Raw genomic sequence first — 12,925 nt, forward strand, 5'->3', positions numbered from 1 at the left:
TCAAAGATGATTCGGACCGTCACGCCTCAGGCCATCGCGGGCGCCGTCGGTGGCCTGTTGACCGGTTATGTCCTGTGGTTGCTGGCCATTTCGAACGGCGACAACGCGACGGCCGGCCGGTGGGGACCGCTGGTGCTGCTGGTCTCGGTGGTGCTGGGGATCGGCGCCGCGGTGTGGGGCCTGCGGCAGCGCCGGCGCGACAAGCAGGCATGGGCGGCGTTCGCCTTCGCGCTGCCGGTACTTCCGGTGATACTGACGCTGGCCATCCTTGCCGACGTCTACCTATAGCTGGTGCGGATGGTCCAGCGGAATGTCGAGCGCTGACATTGTCGCGGCAAGGCCATCGTATTGGCTTGCCAGTAAACAGAATTCGATCAGCTGCCGCCGATCCAGGTGAGTCGCCAGCTGCCGCCAGGTGTCGGCGGTGACGGTCCGGTCTTTGACGAATTCGTCCGTCGCCGCCAGCAACGCCTGCTGACGCACCGTCAGGCGCGCCTCGACCGCGTTGAGCCGTTCCGGCCAAGCGAAGATGGCGGCCTGCAGGTCCGCATCCAACCCGGCCGCCCGCGCCATCCGGCGATGGTGCTGCAGTTCGTATTCGCACGCGCGCAGGTGCGCCACCCGCAGGATCACCAATTCGGTGTCGATGGTGGGAAGCTTTCCACGCAACAGCCGGCCCCCGTAGGCCAGCCACGTCCAGAACAGCAACCGGCGCTGACCCAGGGTGGTGAACAGGTGCATCTCCGGGGCCGCCACGGTGCGCGCACCGAGCTTCGCGATCACCCAATTGATCGGTCCCAGTTCGCGAAACCGCCCCGGCGGGATGCGGCCGGCCGGTGGGCCGCTCACGGCTGGGTCACCAGATAGGGAGACACTGTGCTGCGGTGCTCGTCGAGATCGAGTGCGCGTCCGAGCGCTGGGAAGGCGCGCTGCGGACAATTGTCGCGCTCGCAGACCCGGCAGCCCGCGCCGATCGGTGTGGCCACTGTTCCTGGTTCCCCCGAGACGTCGAGTCCCTCCGAGTAGACGAGCCGGTGAGCGTGGCGAAGCTCGCAGCCCAGCCCGATCGCGAAGGTCTTACCCGGCTGACCATACCGGGCCGCGCGGCGCTCCACGGTGCGGGCCACCCACATGTAGTTGCGTCCGTCGGGCATCTGCGCGATCTGCACCAGGATTTTGCCCGGATTGGCGAATGTCTCGTAGACGTTCCACAGCGGGCAGGTGCCTCCGCTGGAGGAGAAGTGAAAGCCTGTGGCGGACTGGCGCTTTGACATGTTTCCGGCCCGATCGACCCGGACGAAGGAGAACGGCACGCCGCGCATCGATGGGCGCTGCAGCGTCGAAAGCCGATGCGCGACGGTCTCGTAACTGACCGAATAGAACGACGACAACCGCTCGACGTCGTAGCGGAAATTCTCTGCGACGTCGTGGAATTGGCGGTAGGGGAGCACGGTTGCCGCGGCGAAATAATTAGCCAGCCCCAGCCGAGCCAGCGTGTGTGACTCGTCGCTGGTGAACTTGCCCTCCTCGACCAGAGTGTCGATGAGATCGCCGAACTCGAGATAGGCGAGCTCGGCCGCCATTTTGAAAACCTGCTGGCCCAGCGACAAGTGGTTGCTGAATTCCAGCGTTTTGGTCTTGGGGTCGAAGCGGTGCAGCACGGTGTCGCCCAGGTCGATCCGGCGGTTGATGTGCACCCCGTGCACCTCGGTGAGCCGGCGGGTCAGCTCACGCGCCAGATCGCCGTGATGCAACCGCATTTTGATGGTGAGGTCCTCGGCGGCGGTGTCCAGCTCGTGCAGGTAGTTCTGGCGCTGGTAGAAGTAGTCGCGCACTTCCTCGTGCGGCATGGTGATCGACCCGCTTCCGCTGCCGTCGGAGAACCGCTCCTCGGTTGCGGCCGCAAGCTGCGCCGTCGTGATCCGGTAGCGCCGATGCAGATTGACCACGGCGCGGGCCAACCCGGGATGCGCGCTGACCATCTCAGCGACCTCGGTCGGGTCGACGTCGATGTCCAGATCACGGTCCATGGTGACTTCGCGTAGCTCGGCCACCAGTCGGGTGTCGTCCTGAGAGGAGAAGAAAGTCGCGTCTACCCCGAAGACCTCGGTGATGCGCAGCAGCACGGCCACCGTCAGCGGACGAACGTCGTGCTCGATCTGGTTGAGGTAGCTCGGCGAGATTTCCAGCGTCTGAGCCAGCGCGGCCTGAGAAAACCCGCGTTCGTTGCGCAGCTGGCGAACGCGTGAGCCGACGAACGTCTTTGACACTTCTCCGAGGTTACCGGCACATGTGAAGATCCAATTCGCAGACTTGGCATCGGATGCCGTCTCGCCGGGATTAGTATTCGACGCACCTCGTTGGCATGATTTGACCAGGCCTTAGGTCTTAGCCTGGGCCACGAGGGGGAAACGGGGAGCGACGGCGTGAGCCTGGACAAACAAATGATGCCGGTGCCCGACGGTCACCCTGACGTTTTCGATCGCCAGTGGCCGTTGCGGGTTGGCGACATCGACCGCACGGGCCGATTGCGGCTGGACGCTGCCGCCCGCCACATCCAGGACATCGGCCAGGACCAGCTGCGTGAGATGGGTTTCGAGGAGACCCATCCCCTGTGGATCGTCCGGCGCACCATGGTTGACCTGGTCCGCCCGATCGAGTTCAACGACATGCTGCGCATGCGCAGATGGTGCTCGGGCACTTCGAACCGGTGGTGTGAGATGCGGGTTCGCATCGATGGCCGCAAGGGCGGGCTGATCGAGTCCGAGGCGTTCTGGATCAGCATCAACCGGGAAACGCAGATGCCCTCGCGCATCGCCGACGACTTCCTGGCGGGTCTGCACAAGACGACGTCCGTCGACCGGTTGCGGTGGAAGTCCTACCTCAAGCCGGGTAGCCGCGACGACGCGACGGAGATCCACGAGTTTCCGGTCCGGGTCACCGACATCGATTTGTTCGACCACATGAACAACTCCGTCTACTGGAGCGTGATCGAGGACTACCTGGCGTCACACCCGGAGCTGCTCCAGGTGCCGCTGCGCGTCACCATCGAACACGAGGCGCCGGTGGCGTTGGGCGACAAGCTGGAGATCATCTCGCACGTCCACCCCGCCGGATCCACCGACCAATTCGGTCCCGAGCTGGCCGATCGCGTTGTTACAACGCTCACATACGCCGTGGGCGACGACGCGAAGGCCGTCGCTTCGATCTTTGCTCGGTAACAGGACAAGCGTCCCGGTTAATTATGCTTTGACCTGCGGCGATAGGGTTACTGACGGGTAGCTTCTGAAACGGTTAAGTTTGTTAGCAAGTTAGCAAACTTCGCAAATTCCGGCGATGCCGTTGCTTAAATTGGCAATTGAAACGGGTAGACCGGCCCCTATGAGCTGTGCCATCTTCGAGTTAGCACACCAGCGAAGTTGAGCCGCTAGCTACCGCCGGTGAGGCGTCCAGCACTCAGTAGTGAAGATCGTGAAGGAGCATGCCCAATGTCTGTCGTTGGCACCCCCAAGAGCGCCGAACAGATTCAGAAGGACTGGGACACCAACCCGCGTTGGAAGGATGTCACCCGGACCTACACCGCCAAGGACGTCGTCGCCTTGCAGGGCACCGTGGTCGAGGAGGCCACCCTGGCCCGCCGCGGCGCTGAGGTGCTGTGGGAGCAGCTCCACGACCTGGAGTACATCAACGCGCTGGGCGCCCTGACCGGCAACATGGCCGTGCAGCAGGTGCGCGCCGGCCTGAAGGCCATCTACCTGTCCGGCTGGCAAGTCGCCGGCGACGCGAACCTGTCCGGCCACACGTACCCCGACCAGAGCCTGTACCCGGCCAACTCGGTGCCGCAGGTGGTGCGCCGGATCAACAACGCGCTGCTGCGCGCCGACGAGATCGCCGCGGTCGAGGGTGACACCTCGGTGGAGAACTGGTTGGCGCCGATCGTCGCCGACGGTGAGGCCGGATTCGGCGGTGCGCTCAACGTCTACGAACTGCAGAAGGCCATGATCGCCGCCGGCGTGGCGGGGTCGCACTGGGAGGACCAGCTGGCCTCGGAGAAGAAGTGTGGCCATCTGGGCGGCAAGGTGCTGATCCCGACCCAGCAGCACATCCGGACCCTGACCTCGGCCCGCCTGGCTGCCGACGTGTGCGACGTTCCGACCGTCGTCATCGCCCGCACCGACGCCGAGGCCGCCACCCTGATCACTTCCGACGTCGACGAGCGCGACCAGCCGTTCATCACCGGTGAGCGCACCAAGGAAGGCTTCTACCGGGTCCGCAATGGGCTGGAGCCCTGCATCGCCCGGGCCAAGGCCTACGCGCCGTTCTCCGACCTGATCTGGATGGAGACCGGAACTCCGGATCTCGAGCTCGCCGCGAAGTTCGCCGAGGGCGTCAAGTCCGAGTTCCCCGACCAGATGCTGGCCTACAACTGCTCGCCGTCGTTCAACTGGCGCAAGCACCTTGACGACTCCACCATCGCGAAGTTCCAAAAGGAGCTTGCGGCAATGGGATTCAAGTTCCAGTTCATCACGCTGGCCGGCTTCCACGCCCTGAACTACTCGATGTTCGATCTGGCCTACGGCTACGCCCGCAACCAGATGAGCGCTTACGTCGAGCTGCAGGAGCGTGAGTTCGCCGCCGAGGAGCGCGGCTACACCGCCACCAAGCACCAGCGTGAGGTGGGCGCCGGTTACTTCGACCGCATTGCCACCACGGTGGACCCGACCTCGTCGACCACCGCGCTGACCGGCTCCACCGAAGAGGGCCAGTTTCACTAGCACTCCGCCGTGCGTCGAGCGTGAAACTGTGGCGAATTTTCGGCCGATTCTTCGCCCTGACTTCACGTTCGGCGCACCCGGGACAATTGACAGCGCAGGCCCTGCCCAGCGATGTTGGGCGGGGCCTGTTGCTGTCAGCCGGGCATGAAAGCAGCCAAAGGAGAAACGTGCCGATCGAACGAGTGGGAGTTGTCGGGGCCGGCCAGATGGGATCCGGCATCGCCGAGGTGTCGGTCCGTGCGGGTGTCGACGTGACCGTGTTTGAGACCACCGAGGCCCTCGTCGTGGCCGGACGCAGCCGCATCGTGAAGTCGCTGGAGCGCGGCGTCAGTGCCGGCAAAGTGACCGAGCGAGAACGCGACCGGGCGCTGAGCAAGCTCACCTTCACCACCCACCTGAAGGATCTCGCCGACCGCCAACTGGTCATCGAGGCGATCGTCGAGGACGACGCAGTCAAGGCGCAGGTCTTCGCGGAGCTCGATCGGGTGATCACCGACCCCGACGCGGTTCTGGCGTCCAACACTTCGAGCATCCCGATCATGAAGATCGCCGCGGCCACCAAGAACCCGCAACGCGTGCTGGGTCTGCACTTCTTCAACCCCGTGCCGGTGCTGCCGTTGGTCGAGTTGGTCAGCACCCTGGTCACCGACGACGCCGCCGCCGCACGCACCGAAGAATTCGCGAGCGCGGTGCTGGGCAAGCAGGTCGTGCGCTGCTCCGACCGGTCCGGTTTCGTGGTGAATGCGCTGCTGGTGCCCTACCTGTTGTCGGCAATCCGCATGGTGGAAGCCGGTTTTGCCACCGTCGAAGACGTCGACAAGGCCGTGGTGGCGGGGCTGTCGCACCCGATGGGCCCGTTGCGGCTGTCCGACCTCGTCGGTCTGGACACCCTGAAGCTGATCGCGGACAAGATGTTTGAGGAGTTCAAGGAACCGCAGTACGGCCCGCCGCCGTTGTTGCTGCGCATGGTGGAAGCAGGCCGGCTCGGCAAGAAGACGGGCCAGGGCTTCTATAGCTACTGAGGCGCCTGGGAGATTTCTCGCCGGGGCCGCAAACGATTCAGCCCCCAACGGTGATCCGTCGGGGGCTGATTGCTTTTCGCGGGCCGGTTACTTCTCCAACGTGAATTGCTTGACGTCGGTGTAGCCCTCCCGGAACAGCTTGGCGCAGCCGGTGAGGTACTTCATGTACCGGTCGTAGACCTCTTGGGACTGGATGGCCAGCGCCTGCTCGCGATTCGCCTCGAGTGCCTCGGCCCACAGATCCAGCGTCCTGGCGTAGTGCAGCTGCAGCGACTGGACGCGGGTCAAGTCGAAGCCCACGGTGACCCCGTGCTCGCCGACGGTCTGGGGTGTCGGCAGCGCGCCGCCCGGAAAAATCTCGGTCAGGATGAACTGTGAGAACTGGACAATCTCGCGGGTCAGCGTCAAACCCTTGGCTCGGGCATCTTTGAACGAGGGCCGAACGATGGTGTGCAGCAACATCACTCCGCCGGGGGGCAGCGCTTCGTACGCCATTTTGAAGAAGCGCCCGTAGCGCTGGCGGCCGAAGTGCTCGAACGCGCCGATAGACACGATGCGGTCCACCGGCTCGTGGAACTTCTCCCATCCCTCCAGCAGCACCCGGCGGGTGCGGGGCGTGTCCATCTGATCGAAAGACTTCTGCACGTGCCCGGCCTGGTTCTCCGAGAGCGTCAGGCCGATGACGTTGACGTCGTACTTCTCGATGGCTCGCCGCAGGGTGGCTCCCCAGCCGCAACCGATGTCCAGCAGCGTCATCCCGGGCTCGAGCTTGAGCTTCCCCAGCGCCAGATCGATCTTCGCGATCTGCGCCTCCTCGAGCGTCATGTCGGCACGCTCAAAATACGCGCAGCTGTAGGTCTGGGTGGGGTCCAGGAACAGCCGGAAAAAGTCGTCGGACAAGTCATAATGAGCTTGCACGTTTCCGAAATGCGGCGTGAGCTGCACAGACATGTCGATACGAACCTTTCTATATATAGGGGGCAGGGGTAGCAGCCGAACGACGACCCCGCGACATCCCCCGATACTCCCCTGCATGCTAATACCTGCGACGGGGTGAGCCGCCCGCCAAGTACCGTGCCTAGCCTCACACGGGAGCGCCGCAATCCCCAAAACCCGCAGGGCGGGCCGGAGCTGGTTTCAGGGCCCGGACCCGTCCTCTTGGGGCGGCACGATCGGTGACGGATGGGGTTCCCCGCGGAATTTCTCCAGTGATCCGCCAACCTCGACGATTCCCTTGAGAGCGTTCCAGCTCAGCATGGTCAGGTAGTCGATCAACTCATCGCGACTCATTCGCGGGTACGACATCCACGAGTGGGTGGCCAACTGCACGCCCCCCACAATCAGGTATGCCCACGGTTCCACACCACCGGTGTCCATCCCGGCGTGTTGCATGCGACGGCGCATCAGTACCGCGAGCATGCGCGCGATGATGCGCTCGGAGTCGGCAATGACCTTGCTCTTGCTGGCCGAGCTATTGGACATCACGAACCGGTACGGCTCGGGCTCGTTTGCGACCGTCTCGACGTACACGCGGATGACCTCGCGAGTCAGGTCGTAGCCGTCGAGCCCAGATGTCAGTGCCCCAGCCATGTTGGGAATCAGGGTGGTTTGAGTGAACCGCATCATCACGGCCGTCGTCAGGTCGTTCTTGTCGACGAAATAGCGGTACAGCACCGTCTTGGAGACCCCGATCTCGGCAGCGATCTCATCCATGCTCAGCGCGCCACCCAGTCGGCGAATCGCGTCGATTGTGCCGTCGACCAACTCGTTACGACGATCCACTTTGTGTTGGTGCCAGCGCCGCTTGCGCCCGTCCATCTTGACGCTCACAGCTGTGATTCGCTCTGTCACGGTCGCCTAATTCCCATTCCCTAGACGCCCCTGATCTTACGGCGTGAGGGGTCGCATTCTTGCCCTAGCCGAGCGCGGGTGATACGTCGCGAACAGTGTCGTCACACTAATCGGCGGGAAAGATAGATGATGGAGTGATGACACATCGAGCCTCGGTGAGAGGCGAAGCGTCGGGCCCGCCGGTGGCGAGGCCCGTTTCGACGACGCCGTCGACCGCGGCCCGCCCCGTTCGCGCGTCCTTCGCCGAATCCTTCGCCGGCGCCGATCCCGAAGCCGACGCGCAGCGCGGGGTGGCGCTGCGCCGGATGAAGATGGTGGCACTGAGCTTTCTGATCGGTGCCACCGTCGTGTTCCTCGCCTGCCGGTGGGCCCAGGCGCATGCCAGTTTGGGCGCCTGGGTGGGGTATGTCGGCGCCGCCGCCGAGGCCGGCATGGTGGGCGCCCTGGCGGACTGGTTCGCCGTGACCGCGCTCTTCCGGCACCCGCTGGGCATCCCCATCCCGCATACCGCGATCATCAAACGTAAGAAAGACCAGCTCGGCGAGGGCCTGGGCACGTTCGTCCGGGAAAACTTCCTCTCGCCCGAGGTCGTGGAAACCAAGCTGCGTGACGCCCAGGTGTCCGGCAGGCTCGGCAAATGGCTATCGGAGGCCGCGCACGCCGAGCGGGTGGCCAGCGAGACGGCCACGGTGCTGCGGGTGCTCGTCGAATTGCTGCGCGACGAGGACGTCCAGCAGGTGATCGACCGCATGATCGTGCGCCGCATCGCCGAACCGCAGTGGGGCCCGCCGGTCGGACGAGTGCTGGCCACCCTACTGGCCGAGCACCGGCAGGAGGCGCTGATCCAGTTGCTGGCCGACCGGGCCTTTCAGTGGTCGCTGAACGCCGGCGAGGTCATCCAAGGCGTGGTCGAGCGTGACTCGCCGACTTGGTCGCCACGCTTCGTCGACCATCTGGTCGGTGATCGCATCCACCGCGAACTGATGGACTTCACCGACAAAGTGCGCCGCAATCCGGACCACGAATTGCGCCGGTCGGCCACCCGCTTCCTGTTCGACTTCGCCGAGGATCTGCAGCACGACCCGGACACCATCGCACGCGCCGACGCGATCAAGGAGCAGCTGATGGCGCGCGACGAGATCGCCAACGCCGCGGCGACGGCGTGGAAGACACTGAAACGGCTGGTGCTCGAGGGTGTGGATGATCCGTCCAGCGCGCTGCGCACCCGGATCGCCGACACCGTGGTCCGCATCGGGGAATCGCTGCGCGACGACGCCGACCTGCGGGACAAGGTCGACAATTGGCTGGTCCGGGCGGCCCAGCACCTGGTCTCGCAGTATGGGGTGGAGATCACAGCGATCATCACCGACACGATCGAGCGTTGGGACGCCGAGGAGGCCAGCCGGCGCATCGAACTGCATGTGGGCCGTGACCTGCAATTTATCCGGATCAACGGGACCGTGGTCGGTTCTCTGGCGGGTTTGGTGATCTACGCCGTCGCGCAGTTGTTGATCTAGCGGACTTTCTAGCAGTGCTAACAAGTGCTTGCAATAGCAAGCACTTGTAGTAATCTGGGCGCGTCAACACCAGTCAGCCGACCAGGAGCACGCCATGACGCCCGAGGAGAAGCTCTCCGCCAAGGTGTCCAACGCTGCCTCCGACATGGCCTCTGACATCGGCAGTTTCATCCGCAGCCAGCGGGAACTCGCGCAGGTGTCGGTGCGCCAACTGGCCGAAAAGTCCGGGGTCAGCAATCCATATCTAAGCCAGGTGGAGCGCGGGTTGCGTAAGCCCTCCGCCGATGTCTTGAACCAGATCGCGAAGGCCCTTAGGGTCTCCGCCGAGGTTCTCTATGTGCGCGCCGGGATTCTCGAACCCAGTGACAAAAGTCAGGTACGGGACGCGATCGTCACTGACACTGCGATCACCGAGCGGCAAAAGCAAATCCTGCTCGACATTTATTCATCGTTCACGCAGCAAAACGAATCGATCCAAGAGGAGTGTCCGACCGAATCCGACAGCGAGTGATCGTCCGCTTCACCCGCGTCGTGACCCATCTGAACTGGGACAATGCGCGAGAAGGTGGGGACGGTCACATCGCGGTCGCGAGTAGGTGATGTATAGACGACCGGCCGTCGGGGTTACCCCAGAGGGAAGGACCTACCGGTTCCAGCTGATCTGGACAAACTTTCCGGCACTGGCGGCCCCAGTTGCGAAGGAGACGTTTGCACCTAACTTCTCGATCAGACAGCTAACAACACCGAATAACGCCGATAGCGAAAACGCATCATGAAAGGAAAGACCATGGCGGAAAACACCAACATCGAAGATTTGCGGGCGCCGTTGCTCGCAGCGCTGGGCGCGGCCGACCTGGCCCTGGCCACCGTCAACGACCTGATTGCCGGCCTGCGGGAGCGCGCCGAAGAGACCCGCACCGAGACCCGCACCCGGGTCGAGGAGCGTCGCGCTCGCCTGACGAAGCTCCAGGAGGACCTGCCCGAGCAGTTCACCGAGCTGCGCGACAAGTTCACCACCGACGAGCTGCGCAAGGCGGCCGAGGGCTACCTGGAGGCGGCGACCACCCGGTACAACGAGCTGGTGGAGCGCGGCGAGGCGGCCCTGCAGCGGCTGCGTAGCCAGACCGCGTTCGAGGACGCGTCCGCGCGCGCCGAGGGCTACGTCGACCAGGCCGTCGAGCTGACGCAGGAGGCGCTCGGCACCGTCGCTTCGCAGACCCGCGCGGTCGGCGAGCGCGCCGCCAAGCTGGTTGGCATCGAGCTGCCGGGCAAGGCCGAAGCGGCCCCCAAGAAGGCCCAGAAGGCCGTCGCCAAGAAGGCCCCGGCCAAGAAGGCCCCGGCCAAGAAGGCTCCGGCCAAGAAGGCCCCGGCCAAGAAGGTCACCCAGAAGTAGCACCTGAAGTCCCACGACGTTCGGCTCCGAGTCGCCTCCGGGTGACTCGGAGTCGACGTTTTGGCGGGTGCCCGCATACCCTTAAGGCGTGAACCACCTCGTGGGAACCGTCATGCTGATCCTGCAGATCGCCGTTCTAGTGACGGCGATCTATGCGTTCGTGCATGCCGCGCTGCAACGACCCGACGCTTATACCGCCGCCGAGAAGCTGACCAAGCCGGTGTGGTTGCTGATCCTGGGGGGCGCTGTCGCCCTGACATCCATCTTGGGTTTCGTCTTCGGCGTGCTGGGCATGGCGATCGCGGCCTGTGCCGCCGGTGTGTATCTGGTCGATGTTCGGCCCAAACTGCTTGAGATCCAGGGTAAGTCGCGCTAGCGAATGAAGATCCTGCTGACGGTGCCGGTTGCGGCGCTCGTCGCCTTGTCCTGTCCGATACCGCACGCGGTCGCCGCGCCCGACCCGGGCAGCGACGCGGCGAATCCGCCCGTCCCGGCCCCGCCCTACATCGACCACACCCAGTGGGCACAGTGGCAGGGCAGGCCCAGCCTGCGGGTGTTCCCGTCGCCGGCCGGCCGCACCGCCTCGAGAATCCCCGCAGCCACGGCGCTGGCCGACGAGGGCTGGGCCGAGGTGCTCGCCTTGGCCCCGGACGCCGACACCGCCGGCATGCGCGCTCAGTTCCTCTGCCACTGGCAGTTCGCCGAACTCGCCCAGCCCGGCAAGGTCAGCTGGAACCTGGAGCCATGGCGGCCCGTCGTCGACGACACCGAGATGGTCGCCTCCGGCTGCAATCCCGGCGGTCCGGAAGAATCCTTCTGATGGCAGCCCAATCCAGCCGAGCGCAGTTGGCGGCGTTCGTCGACCACACGCTGCTCAAACCCGAGGCGACTGACGCCGACGTGATGGCCCTGGTAGCCGAAGCGGCCGAACTGGGGGTCTACGCGGTGTGCGTCTCGCCCTCGATGGTCCCCGTCGCGGTGCGGGCAGGCACCGGCGTGCGGGTGGCCAGCGTGGCGGGTTTTCCGTCCGGCAAGCACCTCCCGGCGGTGAAGGCGCACGAAGCGGCCCTGGCCGTCGCGTCCGGTGCCTGCGAGATCGACATGGTCATCGATGTCGGGGCGGCACTGGCCGGCGACATCGATGCGGTGCGCTCGGATGTCCATGCCGTGCGCAGCGCGATCGGCGGCGCCGTGCTCAAGGTGATCGTGGAATCGGCGGCGCTGCTGGCGCTGGCCGACGAGTCCACGCTGACCCAGGTGTGCCGCGCCGCCGAGTCCGCCGGCGCCGACTTCGTGAAGACGTCAACCGGGTTTCATCCGGCCGGCGGGGCATCCGTGCGCGCAGTCGCCTTGATGGCCGAGACGGTCGGCGGCCGCCTCGGGGTGAAGGCCAGCGGCGGCATCCGGACGGCCGCGAACGCGCTCGTGATGCTGGATGCCGGCGCGACCCGGCTAGGGTTGTCGGGCACCCGGGGCGTGCTCGACGGCCTCGGGTGAGCCGGACGAATCGGGCCGCTCGCCGTCAGAGGTTGGCGAAGCAGGGGTCGTTGTCGTTGCCGTTCGGAATGCTGGCGTTCCTCGTCGAGAAATGGCTCGTCACACCCGTATCGGTGACCTGCACGCTGTCGGCGTGAATACCCAACGGGTAGTTCTTCGTCTGGTTCGAGGTGAACTCGTCGAGCGTCGACTGCACCGACTCCTTGGGCATGGTGAAACCGAGCGCGTTGAAGCTGACGATCTGCAGCTGCAACCCGTTGCCCGACACGACCGGCTTGGCCGTGATGTTGTCCAACATGCCCTTCAGCTCGATGGTGCCGTCAGCGGGATGGGTGGTGACGGTATTGGTGACGAACGGACCCAGAACCGGGACCGCGTCCTGCACCGACTGCTTGATGCCGTCACTGGTCCAGGTGATGGTGGCGTCCAGCGAGCCGATGGTGCCCTTCGAGTTGCCGTTGTCCTTGAGCCGGACGTCGTTGATATTGACCGAGAGCTTCATGCCCTTGGCGTCGCGGAGGTTGTTGCCGGCCGTCTGCACCGAGATGTTGGTGTAGTGCTTGGTCGCCACTTGCCACAGCATCAGGGGCGTCACACCGAAGGACGCGGTCGCCTGGTCCTTGACCTCGCACGCCACCGCCTGGGCAACCTTGTTGTTCGCGGTGTGGCGCACGTACAGCTCGGCCCCGATAAGGGCGGCGATGATCAGCGCGAACACAATGACGAAGATCAGCAGGATCGAGACGGGATCACGACCGAAGCGGCGCTTCTTTTTCCCCGACGCCGCCTCATCACCGGGGGGAGTGGTCAGCCGCTCCGTCGGGTCCGCGGGCGGGGTGGGCGGGGGGGGGTAGCCGGGCTGTTGCATGT

General features: G+C 65.0%; 15 protein-coding genes. 10 read left to right on the forward strand and 5 right to left on the reverse strand.

The genetic code is table 11. From position 1 onward, the window contains the following. Positions 1-6 precede the first annotated feature (6 nt). Positions 7-288: a hypothetical protein gene (locus A5753_RS02020; RefSeq protein ID WP_067122736.1), complete on the forward strand. Its 282-nt coding sequence runs from the start codon at positions 7-9 to the stop codon at positions 286-288. On the opposite strand, the gene A5753_RS02025 is transcribed toward A5753_RS02020, so the two are convergent. Both A5753_RS02025 and ramB read right to left on the reverse strand, forming a co-directional pair. Continuing rightward, positions 283-849 carry a carboxymuconolactone decarboxylase family protein gene (locus tag A5753_RS02025; protein ID WP_067122739.1) on the reverse strand — a complete coding sequence of 189 codons (567 nt, stop codon included), beginning with the start codon at positions 847-849 and terminating at the stop codon, positions 283-285. The two genes, A5753_RS02020 and A5753_RS02025, sit on opposite strands and share 6 nt — an antisense overlap. Then, positions 846-2,270, reverse strand: coding sequence for an acetate metabolism transcriptional regulator RamB (gene ramB / locus A5753_RS02030; protein ID WP_067122743.1), 1,425 nt, complete (start codon positions 2,268-2,270; stop codon positions 846-848). The genes A5753_RS02025 and ramB overlap by 4 nt, the downstream gene beginning before the upstream one ends. Positions 2,271-2,426: 156 nt before the next feature. Here ramB and A5753_RS02035 point away from each other — a divergent pair, with 156 nt between their 5' ends. The 3 genes from A5753_RS02035 (at position 2,427) to A5753_RS02045 (ending at position 5,797) form a co-directional block, all read left to right on the forward strand. Then, positions 2,427-3,221, forward strand: a complete 795-nt coding sequence (locus tag A5753_RS02035) for an acyl-[acyl-carrier-protein] thioesterase (protein WP_067122746.1) — start codon at positions 2,427-2,429, stop codon at positions 3,219-3,221. A gap of 267 nt (positions 3,222-3,488) precedes the next feature. Next, complete coding sequence (aceA, locus tag A5753_RS02040; protein ID WP_067122749.1) at positions 3,489-4,775, forward strand: isocitrate lyase; 1,287 nt, start codon at positions 3,489-3,491, stop codon at positions 4,773-4,775. Between the two features lie 167 nt (positions 4,776-4,942). After that, on the forward strand, positions 4,943-5,797 hold the full coding sequence (locus A5753_RS02045) for a 3-hydroxybutyryl-CoA dehydrogenase (RefSeq protein WP_197694554.1): 855 nt from the start codon (positions 4,943-4,945) through the stop codon (positions 5,795-5,797). 87 nt (positions 5,798-5,884) lie between these two features. Here A5753_RS02045 and pcaA read toward each other — a convergent pair whose 3' ends face one another. Together pcaA and A5753_RS02055 are read right to left on the reverse strand one after the other, a co-directional pair. Continuing rightward, entirely contained in the window at positions 5,885-6,748 is an 864-nt protein-coding gene (pcaA, locus tag A5753_RS02050) for a cyclopropane mycolic acid synthase PcaA (protein ID WP_067122755.1), read from the reverse strand. Positions 6,749-6,934: 186 nt separating this feature from the next. Beyond that, entirely contained in the window at positions 6,935-7,648 is a 714-nt protein-coding gene (locus A5753_RS02055) for a TetR/AcrR family transcriptional regulator (RefSeq protein ID WP_067122758.1), read from the reverse strand. Positions 7,649-7,782: 134 nt separating this feature from the next. Here A5753_RS02055 and A5753_RS02060 point away from each other — a divergent pair, with 134 nt between their 5' ends. The 6 genes from A5753_RS02060 (at position 7,783) to deoC (ending at position 12,055) form a co-directional block, all read left to right on the forward strand. Continuing rightward, positions 7,783-9,165, forward strand: a complete 1,383-nt coding sequence (locus A5753_RS02060) for a DUF445 domain-containing protein (RefSeq protein WP_369829283.1) — start codon at positions 7,783-7,785, stop codon at positions 9,163-9,165. Positions 9,166-9,259: 94 nt separating this feature from the next. After that, positions 9,260-9,676, forward strand: coding sequence for a helix-turn-helix domain-containing protein (locus A5753_RS02065; protein WP_067122764.1), 417 nt, complete (start codon positions 9,260-9,262; stop codon positions 9,674-9,676). 276 nt (positions 9,677-9,952) lie between these two features. Continuing rightward, positions 9,953-10,558 (forward strand): heparin-binding hemagglutinin HbhA, encoded by a 606-nt coding sequence (gene hbhA / locus A5753_RS02070; RefSeq protein WP_067122793.1) that lies wholly within the window; start codon positions 9,953-9,955, stop codon positions 10,556-10,558. Positions 10,559-10,646: 88 nt separating this feature from the next. Continuing rightward, on the forward strand, positions 10,647-10,934 hold the full coding sequence (locus tag A5753_RS02075; RefSeq protein ID WP_067122766.1) for a DUF2516 family protein: 288 nt from the start codon (positions 10,647-10,649) through the stop codon (positions 10,932-10,934). Between the two features lie 3 nt (positions 10,935-10,937). Further along, complete coding sequence (locus tag A5753_RS02080) at positions 10,938-11,378, forward strand: DUF2599 domain-containing protein (protein WP_067122770.1); 441 nt, start codon at positions 10,938-10,940, stop codon at positions 11,376-11,378. Then, positions 11,378-12,055 (forward strand): deoxyribose-phosphate aldolase, encoded by a 678-nt coding sequence (deoC, locus tag A5753_RS02085; protein WP_067122773.1) that lies wholly within the window; start codon positions 11,378-11,380, stop codon positions 12,053-12,055. Before A5753_RS02080 ends, deoC begins: the two co-directional genes overlap by 1 nt. 25 nt (positions 12,056-12,080) lie before the next feature. Here deoC and A5753_RS02090 read toward each other — a convergent pair whose 3' ends face one another. Beyond that, positions 12,081-12,923, reverse strand: a complete 843-nt coding sequence (locus A5753_RS02090; RefSeq protein ID WP_067122776.1) for a DUF2993 domain-containing protein — start codon at positions 12,921-12,923, stop codon at positions 12,081-12,083. Positions 12,924-12,925: the final 2 nt, after the last annotated feature.

The sequence above is a fragment of the Mycobacterium sp. 852002-51971_SCH5477799-a genome (assembly GCF_001667145.1).
GTDB lineage: Bacteria > Actinomycetota > Actinomycetes > Mycobacteriales > Mycobacteriaceae > Mycobacterium.

Coding starts and splice junctions, on each gene's coding strand:
- aceA (WP_067122749.1), top strand. CDS start 3,489: ATGTCTGTCGTTGGCACCCCCAAGAGCGCCGAACAGATTCAGAAGGAC.
- A5753_RS02090 (WP_067122776.1), bottom strand. CDS start 12,923: ATGCAACAGCCCGGCTACCCCCCCCCGCCCACCCCGCCCGCGGACCCG.
- deoC (WP_067122773.1), top strand. CDS start 11,378: ATGGCAGCCCAATCCAGCCGAGCGCAGTTGGCGGCGTTCGTCGACCAC.
- hbhA (WP_067122793.1), top strand. CDS start 9,953: ATGGCGGAAAACACCAACATCGAAGATTTGCGGGCGCCGTTGCTCGCA.
- A5753_RS02080 (WP_067122770.1), top strand. CDS start 10,938: ATGAAGATCCTGCTGACGGTGCCGGTTGCGGCGCTCGTCGCCTTGTCC.
- A5753_RS02065 (WP_067122764.1), top strand. CDS start 9,260: ATGACGCCCGAGGAGAAGCTCTCCGCCAAGGTGTCCAACGCTGCCTCC.
- pcaA (WP_067122755.1), bottom strand. CDS start 6,748: ATGTCTGTGCAGCTCACGCCGCATTTCGGAAACGTGCAAGCTCATTAT.
- A5753_RS02020 (WP_067122736.1), top strand. CDS start 7: ATGATTCGGACCGTCACGCCTCAGGCCATCGCGGGCGCCGTCGGTGGC.